The organism is Mucilaginibacter sp. 5C4 (genome assembly GCF_034345625.1).
Lineage (GTDB): Bacteria > Bacteroidota > Bacteroidia > Sphingobacteriales > Sphingobacteriaceae > Mucilaginibacter > Mucilaginibacter aurantiaciroseus.
Genome location: NZ_CP133775.1, coordinates 3,011,686 through 3,031,299 on the forward strand (window position 1 = coordinate 3,011,686; position 19,614 = coordinate 3,031,299).

At 42.9% G+C, this 19,614-nt stretch carries 19 protein-coding genes; 16 read left to right on the forward strand and 3 right to left on the reverse strand.

Features of this window, described 5'->3' with window-relative positions:
• Positions 1–3 precede the first annotated feature (3 nt).
• Positions 4–711: a Crp/Fnr family transcriptional regulator gene (locus RHM67_RS14120; protein WP_322227446.1), complete on the reverse strand. Its 708-nt coding sequence runs from the start codon at positions 709–711 to the stop codon at positions 4–6.
• Positions 712–873: 162 nt separating this feature from the next.
• Between RHM67_RS14120 and RHM67_RS14125 the strand changes: the two genes are divergently transcribed.
• The 11 genes from RHM67_RS14125 to RHM67_RS14175 all read left to right on the forward strand — a co-directional run bounded on the left by RHM67_RS14125 (position 874) and on the right by RHM67_RS14175 (position 12,120).
• Positions 874–1,479 (forward strand): class I SAM-dependent methyltransferase, encoded by a 606-nt coding sequence (locus tag RHM67_RS14125; protein ID WP_322227447.1) that lies wholly within the window; start codon positions 874–876, stop codon positions 1,477–1,479.
• Between the two features lie 40 nt (positions 1,480–1,519).
• Positions 1,520–2,113, forward strand: a complete 594-nt coding sequence (locus tag RHM67_RS14130) for a class I SAM-dependent methyltransferase (RefSeq protein ID WP_322227448.1) — start codon at positions 1,520–1,522, stop codon at positions 2,111–2,113.
• A complete protein-coding gene (locus RHM67_RS14135; protein ID WP_322227449.1) occupies positions 2,113–2,574 on the forward strand; it encodes a DUF983 domain-containing protein in 462 nt (153 codons plus the stop codon). The genes RHM67_RS14130 and RHM67_RS14135 overlap by 1 nt, the downstream gene beginning before the upstream one ends.
• Positions 2,571–2,876, forward strand: a complete 306-nt coding sequence (locus RHM67_RS14140; RefSeq protein WP_322227451.1) for a hypothetical protein — start codon at positions 2,571–2,573, stop codon at positions 2,874–2,876. The genes RHM67_RS14135 and RHM67_RS14140 overlap by 4 nt, the downstream gene beginning before the upstream one ends.
• The gene (locus RHM67_RS14145; RefSeq protein ID WP_322227452.1) at positions 2,861–3,847 is read left to right on the forward strand and encodes an aminotransferase class I/II-fold pyridoxal phosphate-dependent enzyme; all 987 of its coding nucleotides are present in this window, start codon (positions 2,861–2,863) and stop codon (positions 3,845–3,847) included. The genes RHM67_RS14140 and RHM67_RS14145 overlap by 16 nt, the downstream gene beginning before the upstream one ends.
• On the forward strand, positions 3,838–5,445 hold the full coding sequence (pckA, locus tag RHM67_RS14150) for a phosphoenolpyruvate carboxykinase (ATP) (RefSeq protein ID WP_322227454.1): 1,608 nt from the start codon (positions 3,838–3,840) through the stop codon (positions 5,443–5,445). The genes RHM67_RS14145 and pckA overlap by 10 nt, the downstream gene beginning before the upstream one ends.
• A gap of 16 nt (positions 5,446–5,461) precedes the next feature.
• Positions 5,462–5,836 (forward strand): glycine cleavage system protein GcvH, encoded by a 375-nt coding sequence (gene gcvH, locus RHM67_RS14155; protein WP_322227455.1) that lies wholly within the window; start codon positions 5,462–5,464, stop codon positions 5,834–5,836.
• A 19-nt stretch (positions 5,837–5,855) separates the two neighbouring features.
• The gene (gene gcvT, locus RHM67_RS14160; protein WP_322227456.1) at positions 5,856–6,950 is read left to right on the forward strand and encodes a glycine cleavage system aminomethyltransferase GcvT; all 1,095 of its coding nucleotides are present in this window, start codon (positions 5,856–5,858) and stop codon (positions 6,948–6,950) included.
• A 7-nt stretch (positions 6,951–6,957) separates the two neighbouring features.
• Positions 6,958–9,834, forward strand: coding sequence for an aminomethyl-transferring glycine dehydrogenase (gene gcvP / locus RHM67_RS14165; RefSeq protein ID WP_322227457.1), 2,877 nt, complete (start codon positions 6,958–6,960; stop codon positions 9,832–9,834).
• Between the two features lie 29 nt (positions 9,835–9,863).
• Positions 9,864–11,081 (forward strand): serine palmitoyltransferase, encoded by a 1,218-nt coding sequence (gene spt / locus RHM67_RS14170; protein WP_322227458.1) that lies wholly within the window; start codon positions 9,864–9,866, stop codon positions 11,079–11,081.
• Between the two features lie 67 nt (positions 11,082–11,148).
• A complete protein-coding gene (locus tag RHM67_RS14175; RefSeq protein ID WP_322227459.1) occupies positions 11,149–12,120 on the forward strand; it encodes a beta-ketoacyl-ACP synthase 3 in 972 nt (323 codons plus the stop codon).
• Positions 12,121–12,431: 311 nt separating this feature from the next.
• On the opposite strand, the gene RHM67_RS14180 is transcribed toward RHM67_RS14175, so the two are convergent.
• On the reverse strand, positions 12,432–12,755 hold the full coding sequence (locus RHM67_RS14180; protein ID WP_322227460.1) for a hypothetical protein: 324 nt from the start codon (positions 12,753–12,755) through the stop codon (positions 12,432–12,434).
• Between the two features lie 351 nt (positions 12,756–13,106).
• On the opposite strand from RHM67_RS14180, the gene RHM67_RS14185 reads away from it, so the two are divergent.
• The gene (locus tag RHM67_RS14185; protein WP_322227461.1) at positions 13,107–13,421 is read left to right on the forward strand and encodes a hypothetical protein; all 315 of its coding nucleotides are present in this window, start codon (positions 13,107–13,109) and stop codon (positions 13,419–13,421) included.
• Here RHM67_RS14185 and fabF read toward each other — a convergent pair.
• Positions 13,418–14,668, reverse strand: coding sequence for a beta-ketoacyl-ACP synthase II (fabF, locus tag RHM67_RS14190; RefSeq protein ID WP_322227462.1), 1,251 nt, complete (start codon positions 14,666–14,668; stop codon positions 13,418–13,420). The genes RHM67_RS14185 and fabF overlap by 4 nt on opposite strands.
• A 253-nt stretch (positions 14,669–14,921) precedes the next feature.
• Between fabF and RHM67_RS14195 the strand changes: the two genes are divergently transcribed.
• Genes RHM67_RS14195 through RHM67_RS14210 form a run of 4 tightly spaced genes read left to right on the forward strand, consistent with a single transcriptional unit; the run spans position 14,922 to position 19,570 of the window.
• Complete coding sequence (locus tag RHM67_RS14195) at positions 14,922–15,254, forward strand: DUF3732 domain-containing protein (protein WP_322232192.1); 333 nt, start codon at positions 14,922–14,924, stop codon at positions 15,252–15,254.
• A gap of 9 nt (positions 15,255–15,263) precedes the next feature.
• Complete coding sequence (locus RHM67_RS14200; protein ID WP_322227464.1) at positions 15,264–16,190, forward strand: restriction endonuclease; 927 nt, start codon at positions 15,264–15,266, stop codon at positions 16,188–16,190.
• A complete protein-coding gene (locus RHM67_RS14205; protein ID WP_322227465.1) occupies positions 16,190–17,854 on the forward strand; it encodes a DUF6035 family protein in 1,665 nt (554 codons plus the stop codon). The genes RHM67_RS14200 and RHM67_RS14205 overlap by 1 nt, the downstream gene beginning before the upstream one ends.
• A 33-nt stretch (positions 17,855–17,887) precedes the next feature.
• A complete protein-coding gene (locus tag RHM67_RS14210) occupies positions 17,888–19,570 on the forward strand; it encodes an SIR2 family protein (protein ID WP_322227466.1) in 1,683 nt (560 codons plus the stop codon).
• Positions 19,571–19,614 lie beyond the last annotated feature (44 nt).

The following is a 19,614-nucleotide window of genomic DNA, read 5'->3' on the forward strand; positions in this document are numbered from 1 at the left end:
AGACTATTTATAATTTGCTCTTTTAACCAGTAATTTGATGTCTTTGATAACGATCTTACGGCCTTCTGTTTCTAAAATCCCTTCTGATTTAAATTCTTTCAAAAGCCTGATCACATTTTCCTGCGCTATACCTGCGATGTTAGCCAGGTCAGTACGGGATATATTGAGTACGATTTCTTCATTAGCCGGGCCGTCGTCCTTATATTTCTCTCTTAAAACTATAAGTGCGATAGCAAGGCGCTCTGAGGCTGTCCTTTGAGCGAATACGGAAATGCTGTTTGCAAGTACCGTAAATTCATGGCTCAGGGCTTTTAAAAGCCGTCCGCTGAAAGTGGGTGAACGGTGAATGACCTCAAAAAAATCTTCTTTAGGAATAAAGCTTAATGAACTGGCCTCTAAAGCTGATGCGGAATCAGGATACCTTTCCTCTGATAAAACAGCGTGATAGCCGATCAGTTCGCCCTGGTTGGCAACGTAAATGATCTGCTCTTTTCCGATCTGGTCAACTTTGTACTTTTTTATCTTTCCGCTTCTTACCAAAAAGATGCCGGACGGAACAGAACCCTCCCTGAAGATCACATCACCTTTCTGATATTTCTGCTCGCTTTGATTAGCCACCAGTAGCTGGTAGTCCTCCTCCGATAAAATATTTAAAATGGATTGCGTTGTAAAATTCCACCGGTCAATCGGAAAGATTCCTGATAAACTCATGCTGCAAAGATACGATAATATAAAAAACTGATAAATATCGTATTATGGGTTGATTTTATTCGGCAAATCGGCTATCTGAAGCGGGTAGATTTGCTTTCAATGGAAGCTTACCCTTTTTCTTATTTTCCGCCTATATATAAAGAGCAGGTTAAAACCGGTGTGATGGTACCTTTTAAAGCGGAACATATCAATTATTCTATTTTCAGAACGGATGCAGATTTTGACTGGCTTTATCCCGAACATTTCCAATTGATGTCACAAAAGCAATGGACACCGTTAGCTATTGCACGTAAGGCCGCGGAGTTTTTAGCAGAACCTGGCTCTAAAGTATTGGATATTGGCAGCGGCATAGGTAAATTTTGTCTCACCGGAGCCTTTTTTAATCCCGAAGCAACCTTTTTTGGTGTCGAACAAAGGCATGAATTACACCATTACGCAAAAGTCGCGAAAAATTACACACAACTGGATAATGTAGGGTTTATCCATGCCAATATTACCCAAATTGATTTTAAGGAGTTCGACCATTTTTATTTTTTTAACGCTTTTTATGAAAACATTGATCGTAAGAATGCGATAGATGATACCATAGAAACATCCTTCAGCCTCTACACCTACTATACGGAATATCTTTTATCTGCTTTAAAGGACCTCAAAGCCGGAACACGTCTGGTTACATACCAGGGTTTGGAAGAAGTAGAACAGATCAACTTCAAATTGGCTTGGGTTTCTGAAACGGGTTTGCTTCGAATGTGGATCAAAGAAAAATGATTTTTCTTACCCTATACAATTATCTTACTAATACTAAAAAATGGAAACTGATACCCTGAATTTCTACCTTTTCAGAAAAGACGCCTCTTTCGATTATCTGTACCCTGACCACATTAAGGAACTATCCCAAATGCACTGGACACCGATAGATATTGCAAAGAAAGCCGCATTCTTTTTGGCTATACCAAACGCGCGGGTGTTGGATATCGGCAGCGGAGTTGGAAAATTCTGCATTACGGCGGGTGCACATTTTCCGAAAACGCAATTTATTGGTATAGAACAGCGTAAGGAGTTATGTAACTACGCCGAGATCGCCAGGGAGGAAATTGGCCTTGATAATGTGAATTTCATTCATGGCAATCTGACTGATCTCGATTATGATGATTACGATCACTTTTACTTTTACAATTCATTTTACGAAAACATAGAACCGGGCAGCCGGATTGATTACGCTGTTAGAACATCGTTTGAGCTGTATGAACGCTACAGCCGTTTCGTTTACGCCATGCTCGTTGCAAAAAAATCAGGGACAAGGCTGGTAACTTACCACGCCAGGGAAACACAGATACCCTCAAGTTATAATCTCGTTGATAATAACTACAACAGCCTGCTAAAAATGTGGATCAAAAAGTAATGAAAACGACCGACTTACAAACGCCAAAATCCTGGGCTATGCTACATGCAAAATGTCCACGTTGCAGACGCGGAAATATGTTTGAAGGCGGGATGTATAGTTTCGGTGCCAATAAAATCAATATTCATTGCCCGCAATGTAAAATGACCTTTGAAATCGAGCCGGGATATTTTTATGCGGCGATGTATGTCAGTTATGCGCTTAACATTATGGAGGTGGGCTTCTTTTGTTTCCTCACTTATATCATTACTCACAATGCCGATTCACCCTGGCTGTATGTAAGTACGATCACAACAGGATGTCTGCTGACAGCTCCGGTCAATTTCAGGTATTCAAGGGTGTTTTTGCTGTACTGGCTTTCACCTAAGGTTCACTATCACCCGGAACTGGATAAGCCTGACTTGAAAACCACCACTGGAAAGGCCGTTAATAGTTTTACCAATTTGAAAATCATCAAATGAATTTATTAGAAAAAGCTTTGTCAAAATTAGGGCCTTTGGGTTCTCACGCCTATTACGCACACGGATACTTTGCTTATCCAAAGCTGGAAGGTGAATTAGGAAATAAAATGATGTTCAACGGAAAAGAAAAATTGGTATGGAGTTTAAATAATTACCTGGGCCTTGCGAATTGTCCGGAGGTCAGAAGAGCCGATGAAGAAGGGGTTAAACAATATGGGCTGGCTTACCCGATGGGTGCCAGAATGATGACCGGCAATTCCACTTTGCACGAACTCCTGGAAAAAAGTTGTCTGCCTTTGTAAGCAAACAGGATACCTTCCTGCTCAACTATGGCTATCAGGGCATGCTTTCTATTATTGATTGCCTTGTTGACCGCCACGATGTGATCGTTTATGATTCGGAAGCACATGCCTGTATCATTGACGGTTGCCGCTTACATGCAGGAAAACGTTTTGTGTTTAAACATAATGATATTGAAGATTTTGAAAAGCAGTTAAAACGAGCAGAGAAGTTGACCCAGGCTGCTAACGGCGGAATTTTAGTCATTACGGAAGGTGTTTTCGGTATGAGGGGTGATATGGGTAAATTGAAAGAAATAGCGCTCTTTAAAAAGACCTATGACTTTACTTTATTGGTCGATGATGCTCACGGTATTGGTGTTATGGGGCCAAATGGTGCCGGGACAGGTGAGCATCAGGGCGTTCAGGATTCTATTGATCTTTATTTCGGCACTTTCGCCAAAGCCTTTGCGGCTATAGGTGCTTTTGTTTCCGGAAAAAAGGAAATCATCCAATATTTACGCTACAATATGCGTTCACAGATTTACGCAAAATCACTGTCGATGCCCGTAGTATTCGGCTTGCATCAACGATTACAACTGATACAGGAGACGCCCGAATTGAGAAAGAAACTTTGGGAGATAACTAAAACCCTGCAGGATGGGCTAAGACAAGCAGGTTTAGATATTGGCGACACACAGTCGCCAGTTACACCGGTTTATTTACGGGGTTCGATAAAACAGGCAACCCGGCTGGTAGAAGATCTACGTGAACACCACAGTATTTTTTGCTCAATGGTTGTATATCCGGTAATTCCGCAAGGGTTGATCATCCTTCGCCTGATCCCTACTGCGATCCATTCCTTTGACAATGTTTTTCAAACAATAGAAGCTTTTAAAGCCATAAACGAAAATCTTGCTTTTGGGATCTACGATGGTCATGAAAAACCAACTTATCCATTAGATCAAATCATATCCAGACAATTATGCCAATAGATCAACAATATTCTTTAGCCTACCTGGGTTTAAATAATACCGACGTTAAAAGAAATCTGCCTGTCTCGGCCTTGGTTAAAGAAACATTGGCGGCCAAGCAGGGATTTATTACAGACACGGGTGCATTGATGTGCGATACCGGAGTTTTCACCGGAAGAGCGCCAAAGGATAAATATATTGTAGATGATGAATCAACCGAATATCTTGTTTGGTGGGGAGAAATCAATCAATCCTTTTCGAGCGTAGGATTTGAAAACCTTTTTCTAAAAGTGCTGACTTACCTGGAAGATAAAACGATATACATCAACGACGGTTATGCCTGTGCGGCTGAAGCCTACAGACTAAATTTAAGGGTTATAACAGAATACCCCTGGCAGGCATTATTTGCTCATAATTTGTTTTTAAGATTGAGGGAGGCTGAATTAGCAACCTTCAAAGAAGACTGGCTGATTGTTTCCGCGCCAGGCTTTTTTGCACTGCCGCAAAGAGATGGAACCAACTCTGCAAATTTTACGATCATTAATTTTACTAAAAAAATTATTCTGATCGGCGGCTCGGCTTATACTGGCGAGATCAAAAAAGGGGTTTTTACCATACTCAATTTTTTGCTGCCGCAAAAGAAAGTGTTACCGATGCATTGCAGCGCAAACATTGGTAAAGACGGTGAAACGGCAGTATTTTTTGGATTATCAGGCACAGGTAAAACAACCCTTTCGGCTGATGCCGAACGTCAGCTAATCGGTGATGACGAACATGGCTGGGATGAAAACGAAGTGTTCAATTTCGAGGGGGGGTGTTACGCCAAGTGTGTGAATTTGACTGCTGCTAAAGAACCGCAGATTTTCAATGCGATCAGGTACGGCACCGTACTGGAAAATACCTGTTTTTATCCTAATAGTAACCACGTAAATTACGCGGATATCTCCGAAACAGAAAACACCCGAGCGGCCTATCCGATCCATAATATGACAAACATTGCCGACCCCTCAGTCGGTAAAAGCCCTAAAAATATCTTTTTTCTTTCTGCTGATGCTTTTGGCGTATTGCCGCCTATTTCAAAATTAACGGTTGACCAGGCGATGTATCATTTTATTTCAGGTTACACCGCCAAAGTTGCGGGAACAGAAATTGGCATTACAGAACCGACCACTACTTTTTCAGCATGTTTCGGTAAACCTTTCCTGCCGCTTCATCCGATGACCTATGCTTTGATGCTGGGCGAAAAATTAAAGAAAGAACCGATAAATGTTTGGCTCGTTAATACCGGCTGGATCGGTGGCAGTTACGGTGTCGGTAACCGCATTTCTTTAGATTATACCAGAGCATTGATCGCAGCAGCCTTACGCAGCGAATTTAACCATGCTGAATTTGTGACCGACTATACCTTCGGATTAGCAATGCCAAAACAATGCACGGGTGTTCCACCGGAAATATTAAATCCGGAAACTTCCTGGGCAGATGCTTATCAATACCAGCTCACAGCAAAAAGGCTGGCGCAGGCATTTATTAAAAACTTTGACCAGTATAAAGATTTCTCGACACCGGCCATAATAGGCGGAGGCCCTAAGTTAAGACCGTGCATGATATCCCTTCACTAACATAATAAACATTAAAATGAATTTTCCACAAGAATTATTTTATACCAAAGACCATGAATGGATCAGCTTTGAGAATCAGTTTGTATTGATCGGAATTACGGATTTTGCGCAAAAAGAGTTAGGTGATATCGTTTATCTGGATATACCCAGCTTAAACAAGATCATTTTGAAAGAAGGTGTTTTTGGTACGGTCGAAGCGGTAAAAACGGTTTCCGACCTTTTTATGCCGGTAACCGGAAAGATCATTGAGGTCAACCCTATAATTGATAAAACGCCTGAATTAATCAATCAGGAACCTTATAACACCTGGATGGTGAAAGTACTTTTGACTTCTGACGATAAAGGGTCTTTATTATCGGCTGATGAATACAAAGAACTCATTGGTAAATAACCACGATTAAAAAATAAACATGAAAGAATCAGTTCTTACACCCGTTCACCAGCATTTAGGTGCGAAGATGGCTCCTTTTGCCGGGTTTAATATGCCTATACAATATTCCACAGGAATAAATGCAGAACATGATGCGGTCAGAAATGAGGTGGGCGTATTCGATGTTTCCCACATGGGTGAATTTATCATCACCGGTGATCAGGCATTGGATCTTATCCAGAGACTTACCACTAACGATGCTTCCGTTTTAGCTATAGGCCAGGTACAATATTCCTGCATAACCAACGAAAAGGGGGGAATTATTGATGATATTTTAGTTTACAGGTTAGCAGAGGAAAAGTATATGCTGGTGGTCAATGCTTCCAACATTGAAAAGGACTGGAACTGGATAGTGGAACATAATAACCATGGGGCTGAACTAACGAACACCTCGGAGTTCACTTCCCTGCTATCCGTGCAAGGGCCTTACGCGGTCGATACCTTGCAGAAACTAACCTCGGTATCGCTGAAAGATATTCCCTATTATCATTTCAAAACCGGCATGATGTACGGAATACCGGATGTCATTATATCCAATACAGGATACACCGGGGCAGGCGGATTTGAACTGTACCTGACCAAAAATTTATCGGTTGAACTATGGAACGCCATCTTTGCCGCCGGACGCAATTACCGTATCAGCCCTATCGGCCTTGGTGCAAGGGATACCCTTAGACTGGAAATGGGATATTGTCTTTATGGGAATGATATTGATGATATGACGACACCATTCGAGGCCGGTTTGGGCTGGATCACTAAATTCAGTAAAGATTTCACGGGCTGGCGCATCTTACAGGAACAAAAAAACAAGGGCCCAAAATTGGCTTTGGTTGGTATCATGATGGATGATAAGGGTATTCCGAGACACGGCTACCGGATCATGAACAGCGACCAGGAACCGGTTGGTATCATCACATCCGGAACACAGTCACCGAGTATTAAAACGGGTATCGGTTTAGGTTATGTGGACATTAATTTAAAACAGCCGGGAACGCCATTGCTGATCGAGATTAGGAACCAGTATTACAAAGCTAAAGTTTGCCGCCTTCCCTTTCTTCAAAGTAAAGTTAAATAAGAAACTTATGAAATTAACACAGCAATTTGCACACCGCCATGTTGAACCGGATGAACAGGAAAAAAAAGCCATGCTTGAAGTTATTGGTGTAGGTTCGCTTGAAACGCTCATTGATGAAACTATACCTGCTGACATCCGGTTAAAAGTGCCTTTGAATATAGCGCCTGCCATAACAGAGTACCAATATATCAGCAAGCTGAAAAAGCTGGCTGCAAAAAACAAAATATTCCGCAATTATATAGGTTTAGGGTATTACAATTCGATCATGCCTGCTGTGATTCAAAGGAATGTTTTTGAAAATCCCGGCTGGTACACGGCTTATACGCCGTATCAGCCGGAAATAGCACAGGGACGTCTTGAAGCCTTATTAAATTATCAGACGGTAATCGCAGAACTAACAGGACTGCCCATTGCAAATGCGTCACTTTTGGACGAAGCAACTTCGGCAGCCGAGGCCATGCTTATGTTTTATCATGATCAGCAAAAAAACAATATCGGTACAGCACGCAGTAGGTTTTTTGTTTCAGACAAATGTTTTCCTCAAACCATCAGTGTTTTAAAGACGCGCTCGGAACCACTTTCTATTCAATTAGTGGTAGATAATATCGAAAAGGCGAAGTTTGATTCCTCTTATTTCGGCGTATTGCTGCAATACCCTGATGCTTACGGAGAGATCACCGAATATCAGGAGGTAATTGCTAAGTTGTCATCACTGGACATCAAAGTTTGCGTTGCTGCCGATTTGATGGCTTTGGTATTACTTAAACCTCCAGGTGCCTGGGGAGCAGACTGCGTAGTAGGCAACACCCAAAGGTTCGGAATGCCACTTGGTTTTGGCGGACCTCATGCAGGTTTCTTTTCCTGCAAAGAAGATTTTAAGCGGCTGGCACCCGGACGTATCATAGGCATATCTAAAGATTCCCATGGGCAGCCCGCCTTGCGTATGGCTTTACAAACCAGGGAGCAGCATATTAAGCGTGATAAAGCGACATCCAATATTTGTACAGCCCAGGCGCTTCCGGCGATCATGGCTTCGATGTATGCCGTATATCACGGTGCTGCTGGCTTAACCGATATCGCGCACCGCATACATTTAAAAACACTCACGCTTGCAGCAGGATTAGACCGTTTGGGCTACGTTCGTAAAACACGGATCTTTTTTGATACGCTGGCTTATGAAGGAAACACGATAGCTATCCGTGCCCATGCTGAAAAGAACGGGATCAATTTCAGGTATATTGACGGTTCTATGTTTGCGATCTCCCTTGACGAAACAACCGAGCCGGAGCATATCGCCACGATTTTAAATATTCTGGCATACGTTAACGGCCAGCAGTATGAGCAACGTAATAATTTCAGTACCTCTCCATTTTTAAACTCTTCCCTGAAAAGAAATAGCGACTTTTTACAACAGGATGTATTTAAGCTGCATAGGAGTGAAACCGCAATGATGCGCTATATCAAGCATCTGGAAAACAAAGACCTTTCATTAGTTCACAGTATGATACCATTGGGTTCCTGTACAATGAAACTCAATGCGGCTGTTGAACTCATACCGCTTACCTGGCCTGAATTTTCAGAAATGCACCCGTTTGCACCGCTTAATCAGGCAGAGGGATATGTTGAAATTATAAGGGAGCTTGGGCAGGATCTTTGTGAGATCACCGGGTTTGAGGGTATCAGTTTTCAGCCAAATTCAGGTGCTCAGGGTGAATACGCCGGTTTGATAGTCATCCGTGCCTATCATAAACACCGGGGTGATGCTCACCGTAATATTACGCTGATCCCTTTTTCGGCCCACGGAACAAATCCGGCATCGGCAGCAATGGCAGGTATGCAGATCGTTGTAGTGGCTTGCGATGCTAACGGAAATATTGATGTGGCGGACTTGAAAAAGAAAGCCGAGCAGCATAAAAAGGAACTGGCCTGCCTGATGATCACTTATCCTTCTACACATGGTGTTTATGAAGAGTCGGTAAAAAAAATAACGAAAATCATCCATGACGCGGGCGGGCAAGTTTACATGGACGGTGCAAATATGAATGCCCAGGTGGGGCTGACCAGTCCCGGTTTCATCGGGGCAGATGTTTGCCACCTGAACCTGCATAAAACATTCGCTATACCACATGGCGGTGGCAGGCCGGGTATGGGGCCTATCGCGGTAGCCGGTCATTTGGTGCCTTTTCTGCCGGGACATTTTTCAGTAGCCAAAAATGACGGCGCACATGCGATATCTGCCATCTCAGCCGCCCCTTTCGGCAGTGCACTGATACTGCTCATCTCTTACGGCTATATCAAATTACTGGGTGCTAAAGGGCTTACCGTTTCCACCAAAACTGCCATCCTCAATGCAAACTATTTAAAAGACAGCCTCAAAGCAGATTTCAAGATTCTTTATACCGGTGCAAAAGGCCGCTGTGCCCACGAGTTCATTATAGATTGCCAGGAGTTCAAAAAGGCGGCAAATATTGAAGTGGGTGATATCGCCAAAAGATTGATGGATTACGGATTTCATGCACCCACAGTGGGCTTCCCGGTTCACGATACCCTGATGATCGAACCTACAGAAAGTGAGAATAAACAGGAACTTGACCGGTTCTGCCAGGCTATGATAGCAATCCGGCAGGAAATAGATGAAATCATCTTTTATAAATATGATCAGCTGAATAATGTTTTTAAAAACGCCCCGCATACCATCGACGATGTTACGGCAGATGACTGGAACAAGCCCTACAGCAGATCGAAAGCGGTATTCCCTTCGGCATGGGTAAAAAGTAATAAATTCTGGCCTTCAGTCAACCGCATTGACAATGCCATCGGTGACAGGAACCTGATCTGTACCTGCCCGGCAACAACAGACTACCAGGAAGAAACCATCTCTTAACCAATGACTAATTGTAGCACTGACTAAATATGCAAAAGAAACTACATCAAAAAATAGCACAATTCACTGATGCTTTGGCTATTAAGGAGAAAGGTTTGTATCCGTATTTCAGGGCAATAGAATCAGCCCAGGATACAGAGGTGATAATTAATCTAAACCCGGTTTTGATGTTCGGCTCTAATTCCTATTTAGGCTTAACAGATCATCCTTATATAAAGGAGGCCGCTATACGTGCAGTTAATAAATACGGCACGGGCTGTGCCGGTTCCCGTTTTTTAAACGGCACACTTGATATTCATATTGAACTGGAAGAACGGTTAGCCAGATTTGTTGGTAAGGAATCAGCCATATTGTTTAGTACCGGGTTTCAGGTTAACATAGGGGTATTATCATGCCTGACCGGGAGAAGCGATTACATCCTGCTGGATGACATGGATCATGCCTCTATCATTGACGGCTGCCGCCTTTCTTTTTCACGGATCATCAAATACGGGCACAATGATATGGCTGATCTGGAACGTAAGCTAAACGGTTTGCCTGAAGAGGCAGTTAAGCTCATCGTTGTTGATGGAATCTTTAGCATGGAGGGCGATTTTGTTGCGCTACCGGCAATTTCTTTTCTTGCCGATAAATACGGAGCCAACATTATGATAGACGATGCCCATGCCTTGGGCGTGATCGGGGTTAACGGTTCAGGTACAGCTTCACATTATAAATTGACCAGCAAGGTCGATCTGATTTCAGGTACTTTCAGTAAATCCCTGGCCTCGATTGGCGGGTTTGTGGCCTCCGACAGCGCGACCATTGATTATATCAAACACAGGGCACGTTCGCTGATCTTCAGTGCCAGTATGCCGCCCTCAACAGTAGCGAGTACGCTTGCCGCGCTTGACATTATCGAAACAGAGCCGGAAAGAATTGCAAAATTGTGGGATAACACTCATTATGCCACTAAACTGATGTTAGCTGAAGGTTTTGACCTGGGTGATTCGGAAAGTCCCATTCTGCCCATTTACATCCGTGATAACGATAAAACGTTTCTGACAACCAAATATCTCCAGGAGGCCGGTGTCTTTGTTAACCCCATAGTTTCCCCGGCGGTGCCTTCCAATTCATCATTGTTAAGGTTCTCGCTCATGGCTACTCATTCTTTTGCACAGATCGAGCAGGCAGTAGAAAAGATCGCAAAAGCGTTCAGAATTTACGATGTTGTGCCATCAAATGAAAAATTAGAGAAAGCCTCTTAATCTTACTTATCCTAATGAGGGGATGAACTATGCAGTTCATCCCCTCATTAGTTAATTTTTTTATTAAATGATAGAATCGAAAATAACCGCGTTAAGCGCCTATGTGCCGGACCAGGTAATTAGTAATAAATGGTTTGAAGACAAAATTGAAACCCAGGATGAATGGATCGTATCAAGAACCGGTATCCGGGAAAGGCGCTTTGCCGCCGATAACGAGTTTACCAGCGACCTTTGTATTGAGGCAATAAAGAACCTCCTTAACGAAAATCCTGAGATAGATCTGCAAGAAGTAGATTTTATTATCGTGGCAACCACCACCGCCGACCAGGTTATGCCCAGTATGGCAAGCCAGGTGCAATATCATTTTGATATTCCCGGCTGCGGCTGTATTGATGTGATGGCTGCCTGCGCCGGGTTTGTTTATGGGGTAATCTTAGCGAAAGGGTTGATCGCGTCCGGGACACATCGAAAGATCATCGTATTAGGTGCGGAAACCTTGTCGAAATTCACAGATTATAAAGACCGCAGTTCCTGCATCCTGTTTGGCGATGCCGCAGGAGTAGCCCTGATAGAGGTGGCGGATAGACCCGGATTGCTCAAAGGTGTAAACGGAACTGATGGCAGTCATGGCAAAGACCTCTATTTAAGTCAGAACGCTCAGCACATCGATAGTAATGCGGTTGTCGCAAATGGCAAAATCCATCAAAACGGAAAGGTTGTTTACAAATGGGCAGTTCAGAACATGAGCCAGAAAATCCTTGAATTGCTGAAAATTAACAATATGCAAACGGAAAACCTGGATTGGATAATCCTGCACAGTGCGAACCTGCGGATCATCGAAGCAGTTGCTTCAGCGATCAGCTATCCGATGGAGCAAATGCTCACCAGTATAGAGCACTTTGGAAACACTTCATCAGCATCCATCCCTTTAGCCTGGGATATCGCCGCTAAATCAGGTAAAGTTAAAAAAGGTGACAAAGCTCTTTTGCTGGGCTTTGGGGGTGGATTAACCTATGCAGGAATTATTGTTGAGGTGTAAATAAGTTAAACTTCCTCAATTATAATGATGCTTTTTGATGTGAAAGTGGCTGATTATGGCTTTGCCGATCAGCTGGATCAATTCGATATCAAAACTTGCTGGGCCTGATTCGTCGCTTTCGACCCATATCTTTTCCGCGTTCAGGTAAATCTTACAGTTCTTTCCTTCCAAAAGAATTTCAAAGGTTGAGTTTCTTTTGCAAGGCGGGGATAAGATGTAATACAAGTATGCCCGTTGCTGATATTTTACCCATAGCGGTAAGCCTATCATTACTTTATTTTTTAATAGTCAGTTAAGCTGAAAACCGTAGTTTAGATCTTTTGAAGTTCTTCAACAAATAAGTTGTTGAACAATGGACTTGTCCTGTTAATGAACTTTAAAGTTATCGTTGAACTGCTCGTAATATATAGGATCATTACGGGTTCACCGACTGTTAATGCCGGGATAGCTTCGTAAAACCTGTAAAATATTTCCTCTTTATCGCATTTGATCCCTGCCTTATGATTTGAAGCTTTTACAAAAGCTTCTGCAATTCCGTTGAGTAATTCTATATTATGGTTGTTTCTTTTATTTATAGCAGCAAAATCAAAACCTGCCAGCTCTAAGTCGTAACCCATATGAAATGTATCTTTCATATTATTTGTTGATTTCCCGCCTTTGTTAATTTAAGCGGATACTTGAAGGATATTACTGCGTCTTGAAACGCATTTCTTTGATACAAAAGTACGATTGCGCTGTACCCGAAAGACCGTAAAACATCAGCCGGAATACTGATTTATATCATAAGGCAATTATGTCTTTAAAGCAGCTAATAAGTTAAATTTGTACTATGTCAAAAGGTAAAACAGATTATTCTTTCTGGACAAAATATAAAAAGTTTGCTGGAAATGAGATACTCCTCTATGTAGTGATGGTTGTGGGGATCATAGCGGGAATTATCATTGTCAGCTATTTTCAGAAATGATAGTTAATAAATCGCACTGCCGATGACCATGTTTAACGTATTAACCGTAACTGCCTGCATTTTCATCGCCGCCCACATTTTACTTTTGAGCGGCTTCTTCTCCCGCAAAAAATTGATTACTTCCCGCTACGCCTATGCACATTTTGCTTTATGGAGTGCGGGCTTGGTTGCCGTTCTGTTAGCTTCTTGTTTCGCTACCACGGGCCAGAATGTTTTTGTAGCTTTTTTTAACACTCCCCTAAAAAGGACATCCATCATTTTTATCACATTCGGACTTTCCATTTTTGAACATGCGATGGTAAGATGGGTCATCTTAACATCAATTCGCAAGAGTTAAATTCCTCTGAATATTAGCGTTGCATTATGGCCGCCAAAACCAAAGGTATTGCTAAGGACAACATTCACTTTGGCCTGAACGGCATCTTTTAATAAGATGCGCATGTCCGAAGGAATTTCAGGGTCGATATTTACGGTATTGATCGTTGGTGGCACGATCTGGTCACGAATGGAGAGCAGGCATATTACCGCCTCAATTGCTCCGGCAGCACCAAGCAAGTGACCTGTCATGGATTTGGTTGAACTGATCAGCGTTTTAAGTTTTCCCGAACCAGCCAGTGATTTGATTGCTCTCGTTTCTGAAAGATCTCCCATAGGTGTTGATGTACCATGAGCGTTGATGTAATCTACATCGCTCATGGTGATTTCGGCCTCTTTTAAGGCAATTTTCATGGCCTTAGCTGCACCGATTCCTTCCGGGTGAGTGGAAGTAATATGATAGGCATCTGCCGTCATTGCCGCCCCTTTCAATTCCCCGTAAATAGTTGCTCCCCTGGCAACAGCATGATCGTAATCTTCGAGTACCAGTGCTCCGGCACCTTCACCCATCACAAAGCCATCCCTGGAAACGTCAAAGGGCTTGGAGGCTTGTTCTGGATTATCATTTTGGGTTGACATTGCTTTCATAGCGCAGAAACCTCCAACTGATGCTTCAGTGATCGGCGCTTCGGAACCTCCTGTAATAATAATTTTGGCCTTGCCCAGCCTTATGTAATTAAATGCATCCATAATGGCGGTATTGGCCGTTGCACAAGCAGATACTGTTGTATAATTGATTCCCATGAATCCGTGCCGGATTGAAATCATAGCTGAAGCCATATTGGAGATAAGTTTAGGTACAAAGAATGGGCTATGTCTCGGTTTCTTCCCGCCTTCAACATAATCGGTTACCTGTTGTTCAAAAACACCCATCCCTCCCTGACCGGAGCCCCATATTACACCTACGTCATACGGCGATAGCTTATTCATTTCAAATCCAGAATCTTTAATGGCCTCATCAGCCGATATTAAGGCATATTGAGTGAAAAGATCTGATCGTTTAAGATCATGTTGGTTTAAAAAATCAGCTGCTTTAAAATCTTTAAGCTGACAGGCAAACATCGTCCGGAATAAGTCGGGATTAAATCTTGCTATTCGCGATGCTGTACTTTTTCCGTTAATTATATTTTGCCAAAAGGATTTGATATTGTTACCAGATGGAGCCAGTACACCAAGCCCGGTAACTACTACGCGATGAAGTCGATTCATGTTTTTTCTAAGATGTGTTGATTGAAGATAAGAGGGAACTAACCTAAGGCAAAATCCCAAAACCGTAATTATGCGCTAAGTTATCAGTTGAGCATTACAAAATTCCGATAAAACATCAGCTGGGTACCTGATATTTATCATGGTTAAATTGATTTGACAATAGTGATGATTCAACCCGATGGCCTCAGTTTCCAGAGAGTACGTTCGTTGGCTGTATTGGGTACCCAGCAGGTAAATGAAATTCCGATTAATCATGTGCGCCTTACAGGAATATTTTCTCAGCCAGCCACTGTCCTGCGTCCCAAGTTTTGTGATCTTTGACCAGCCGAGCCAGGTCTACTTTCCTAAACTCAAACGTAACCAGATTCCGGCCGAGAGCGATCTGCAGTTTCCCGACGAAGACGTCGAAGCTGTTAAAGGCATGTTCAGAACTATCGCGGACTCGATCCGCGCTATGAACGGTAGATGGCAAAGCATTATCCTTGATCACGCCGACGATACCATTTACGGTAACCTGGAAGGTGTCCATGAAGTTGAAGTTTGGCGTGATGGCAATAAGCTGATCCCCGAGGCCTGGTATAGTTAAGCATCGGTTATGGCCTATCAGGAAGAAGATATCGATTTTGACCGCCTCGATTGGAAACAATTCGAAGAACTTTGCTACGACCTCCTAGTCAGGTTCCGATTTCATAGCATGGCCTGGCGCCAGGGAGGCGCAGACCACGGCCGTGATATCGAAGCCCGCCGTACTGTGACCGATACCATCACTAGCCCTTATATCGAAAAATGGTTTATTGAATGTAAAAGGCATAGTCAAGGCCTTTCCCTTGACCAGGTTGTCGAAAAAATCAATTGGGCCAGGGTGGAAAAAGCAGACCATTTCTTGCTGATCGTATCATCTTATCTAACCACCGCCACCCGCGACTGGTTGGATAAAGCCCGGCAGACCGAATCATTCCCGATCCATATTATCGAAGGAAAATTCCTGATGCAGCAGTTACTGTTGTTTCCCGATATTGTCATTAAATATTTCGCCGACGATCACGTACGCCTGGTCCGTAGCTTACTCCTGCAATGGGTAAGTCATCACATCCTACCCGGGCCTAAAGCCTTATATGACCTTTACTGCCAACTTGATTTCAGCCGCCTGAACCACGAAGAATTGGCTTTTATGTGGCATGCCTATACCCGTTCCGAAGAAATCCTGGAACAGTATTACCACGATCAAGACCTGAAACCCATTCCCTCGGACATGATGGTGCCTTTTAATTTCCTGATTCCGCATTTACAAAAAGTACAGAATTGGGAATATCCCGCCATGAAAGCGTCCGAAGCGGAACGGTTTGGCATGATTAACGGCTTGGGCCAGGCCTGGCTTGATCCGCAAGGCAGCGATTTCGCATATGCCCATATCCAATACCAGCTGGCGGGAGGCGAACGCGTGCAGGTACTGCTGGTAAAAGAAAATAAGATCCTCGAAGTCAGGATCGCTTCTGGCTATAAATCCGAATCTTTGTTGTAATGGCATTTCAACGAACGATAGATTTAGCTTACGACAGGGATACTGGTGAATGCTATGACGCAGCGACCTCATTCAAAGTCGCTAAGGAAGCCTATGAGTTGCGTAAGCGTTATAATTCATGGGAATTGAATTTGGGTTGTTACCGATGTAATCAACCCTTGCTCATTTCAGATAGCAAAAATGACAACGTGCATTTCAAGCATTTTCCCAATGCCGATGATTGTCCGCTGAAGAATGGTAAAATGACCGACGAAGATGTTCAGGATTTTACCAATATCATAAGAGCGCACGAACGGCCAAGGCATATCTTCTTAAAAAATCGGATAGCTGAACTATTGAAACAAACAGATCTTGTCGATTCCGGGTCGGTCATTGCCGATACCCGTTATTTTTTCAACGACATCGAAAAACGACGGCCAGATGTTTACTGTATTTACCAGGGCAGGCAAATGGCATTTGAGATCCAACTCTCTAAGTTATCACAGAAGTACCTCTTAGGCAGGCACAAGTTTTACAAAGCATCGGGCATTTACCTGGTCTGGATCTTGGATGATTTTGATGTTTATGGCCAGTCCACCATGGAACGGGACATCAAATACCTCACGCCCTCTCAGAATTTTTTCAAACTGGATGAAAAAGCAGTAGATTTTAAGCTGTCCTGTACTTATAAATCGCCATTTATTTCGGAAGAAGACCGGGTGATCGCACCCTGGCAGACAAAGTCGGTGAGTTTGTCCCAGGTAACGTTTGACGCGCAAAGCTTCCAGATCTATTTCTTGAACTATGAGCAAAAACTGAGGGAAACAGAAGAATTATTGAAAGCCCAGATCGAGGCGAACGAGCAAAGGGAGCGCGAAGAGCGGAACGCTGAACGGCGGGCACAAGCGGCCCAAGATGCTGACGTCGTGATCAAAAAACTAAAAAAATACAAAAGCCTTAACTGGAGCTTTTACAAGTTCAGTGAGGAACTGGATAAACTTTCAGCTATGGGTTTAGAGATCCTGAATTCCAGATTTCGCTTTGCCGACAAACGCGTGCAAGGCAAAAGTCTCATCAATCACTACATAGCTAACGCCATACCAGGACAACATTCTTTTATTCATTATCTGTTGAGTGATGACCGTATCATTTTCGATTCCAACATCAGTGACGACGATGGCACCACGACCTTCCAGCACATCCTGAACAATGAGCATTTGAGCTATCGTCAGCCCTTGATCAAAAGCTTGTTCAAGCGAGGCTACCAACTGACCCCCGCCGACGTTGATGCGCATGATACATTAATCATGGATGTTAAAGAAAAAGCCAGGGAACTACAGACCTATAAATGGTGTAACCAGCTTAAAAGCAAAACCTTAGTGGATAGCGTTTATCAGCACCTCAGCTTTTTGTTTGCCATAGAAAGCGCCCGCAGGCAAGAGCGGTTCGGCTCCGATTATAAAGATTGGATCAGTTTTGGGGTTCAGGCCATCCTTAAACACAAGCAATTTTATGTATATGTTGAGCGCGCTTTCAAAAGATACGGTCTTTGGGCCATCATTGAAGCAAACGATAAACACAAAAGCTTCAAAAAGCAGATCGCCAAACTGCAAGCCAGTCTACCTAAACAAGACGTTACCCCGGTTTATTCATTGATGTATGAATTATATCATGATATCGCCTGATTGTTTTGGCTAATAACTTTAGTATATTTGATTATGGCTTTAGAAAGATTGTTTGAACTAATTAGAAAAGAAGATGTAGTATTGTTTTGCGGAGCGGGAATGTCCATATATGCGGGATATCCCTCTGGTTACCAGCTTTCTCAACTGATCTATGAACAGTTGACCGCTGCCGAGTCGACTGAAATAGGTAAAGGATTGACACTTCCGGAATTAACGGAAGAACTGGTCAATTTGCGCATGAGCCGAAATTCGTTAACCACCATATTAAAAGACATTTACGCCAAAGCGCCAAAGGATCAAAGCCTGCATCATAAACTAGCTGGGATTCCCCATATCAAAACAATCCTGACTACAAATTATGACCGGTTGTTCGAACTGGCGTTTGACGAGGATCACAGTTTGATACGCTCTTCTGCTGACCTGCCTTATATCAAAAAAGACAAACCGGAGATATTTAAAATACATGGTGATCTATCATTGCCGGATAGCATTTTGATCACAAAAACGGATTACACCCGTTTTTTTGATTCCCAAAAAGAAGATGTGCTTTGGACCGTGGTGAAGGAACGCTTGACTACACACCATGTCTTGTTCATCGGTTACAATTTGGACGACGTCAACATGGAATCCATCTTCCGAAAAATGAAGGAGAACCTGGGGGACAATCACAAAGAACTATTTCTATTGGCTCCATCTTTGAAACTACCCAAGGTGCAACGGTTGATCAAAGATGGTATTCATTATATTGACAGTACTGCTGAAATATTTGTGGATGGTCTTTTGGCCAATATTAAAGATCATATTTATGAAGATTTCCAGCGTAAATGGTGCGGACCGGACACCTTCCGCATTTTCCTCCAAAAGAACGATCTCGCGCCTACTTTAAAGACAGAGGAAGATCAGTTCAAAGTTTCGGGATTAGCGGGTTTGAGCAAGCCCTTAACGACCCGAATGACCTTTGGTGTGCCTATCGATAAGCAGGAATTTATTGAACGCCTGGAAAACGTGTTACAAAACAAAGAACTGGGTACAGTCACACTCGACGCAGAAACAGTGCTGAACTTGAACGTATATTTTAATGATATTAAGATCTCAGCACCGGATGGCGGCGGCCCAATGACCTTTAGTTCCGCACCAGTGCGTAAGGCGGTGATCGCTATCGTGTTCGATGATGGTACCGAATACGATAACCTGGAAGTCGAATTGTTCAAAACCCAAACACACTTGATCTTTTCTTTTCCGTTTCCAAACGTCGATCTGAAATTTTACACTTCGCCTGAGGAAATGGTCAATTTGCAATATGAACTTAAGCTTTTGCGCACGGGCGATTATGGCGCCTTGAACGATGAACTCCGGACGATCACCTTTTTGAGGGATATTGGATCGGGTAAGAAGTTCACTATACATATACCGGGTTCTACGCCTACTACATTGCAAATGGCTCCGGCAGAATCCTTACTCGCCCTAGCTAAAAAGCATCTTTATTATTTTGAACGTTTGAAACTAATCGAAAGGCATTTTGCGATCCGTTTTGATTATATCGGGGAAATCACTAAGGAATCTTATAATACATTGAATCTGTTGATCGCACATATGGAAGGTAAACCATTTTTAGGTGTTTTTGAGAACGCTTGGAGTATGCAACAGTCGGAATCTGTGAAAATAACTGAGCATCAAAAAGCAGAAAACATAATAACACCAGTAGGACGCGAATAAGATATTTCATGAATATATAACTTGTTACTTTTCAAACTTCGTTT

Bases quoted from the DNA above. Each gene is read 5' to 3' on its own strand.
- RHM67_RS14120 (WP_322227446.1), bottom strand. From the start codon at position 711: ATGAGTTTATCAGGAATCTTTCCGATTGACCGGTGGAATTTTACAACG.
- RHM67_RS14125 (WP_322227447.1), top strand. From the start codon at position 874: ATGGTACCTTTTAAAGCGGAACATATCAATTATTCTATTTTCAGAACG.
- RHM67_RS14130 (WP_322227448.1), top strand. From the start codon at position 1,520: ATGGAAACTGATACCCTGAATTTCTACCTTTTCAGAAAAGACGCCTCT.
- RHM67_RS14135 (WP_322227449.1), top strand. From the start codon at position 2,113: ATGAAAACGACCGACTTACAAACGCCAAAATCCTGGGCTATGCTACAT.
- RHM67_RS14140 (WP_322227451.1), top strand. From the start codon at position 2,571: ATGAATTTATTAGAAAAAGCTTTGTCAAAATTAGGGCCTTTGGGTTCT.
- pckA (WP_322227454.1), top strand. From the start codon at position 3,838: ATGCCAATAGATCAACAATATTCTTTAGCCTACCTGGGTTTAAATAAT.
- gcvH (WP_322227455.1), top strand. From the start codon at position 5,462: ATGAATTTTCCACAAGAATTATTTTATACCAAAGACCATGAATGGATC.
- gcvT (WP_322227456.1), top strand. From the start codon at position 5,856: ATGAAAGAATCAGTTCTTACACCCGTTCACCAGCATTTAGGTGCGAAG.
- gcvP (WP_322227457.1), top strand. From the start codon at position 6,958: ATGAAATTAACACAGCAATTTGCACACCGCCATGTTGAACCGGATGAA.
- spt (WP_322227458.1), top strand. From the start codon at position 9,864: ATGCAAAAGAAACTACATCAAAAAATAGCACAATTCACTGATGCTTTG.
- RHM67_RS14175 (WP_322227459.1), top strand. From the start codon at position 11,149: ATGATAGAATCGAAAATAACCGCGTTAAGCGCCTATGTGCCGGACCAG.
- RHM67_RS14180 (WP_322227460.1), bottom strand. From the start codon at position 12,755: ATGAAAGATACATTTCATATGGGTTACGACTTAGAGCTGGCAGGTTTT.
- RHM67_RS14185 (WP_322227461.1), top strand. From the start codon at position 13,107: ATGACCATGTTTAACGTATTAACCGTAACTGCCTGCATTTTCATCGCC.
- fabF (WP_322227462.1), bottom strand. From the start codon at position 14,668: ATGAATCGACTTCATCGCGTAGTAGTTACCGGGCTTGGTGTACTGGCT.
- RHM67_RS14195 (WP_322232192.1), top strand. From the start codon at position 14,922: ATGTGCGCCTTACAGGAATATTTTCTCAGCCAGCCACTGTCCTGCGTC.
- RHM67_RS14200 (WP_322227464.1), top strand. From the start codon at position 15,264: ATGGCCTATCAGGAAGAAGATATCGATTTTGACCGCCTCGATTGGAAA.
- RHM67_RS14205 (WP_322227465.1), top strand. From the start codon at position 16,190: ATGGCATTTCAACGAACGATAGATTTAGCTTACGACAGGGATACTGGT.
- RHM67_RS14210 (WP_322227466.1), top strand. From the start codon at position 17,888: ATGGCTTTAGAAAGATTGTTTGAACTAATTAGAAAAGAAGATGTAGTA.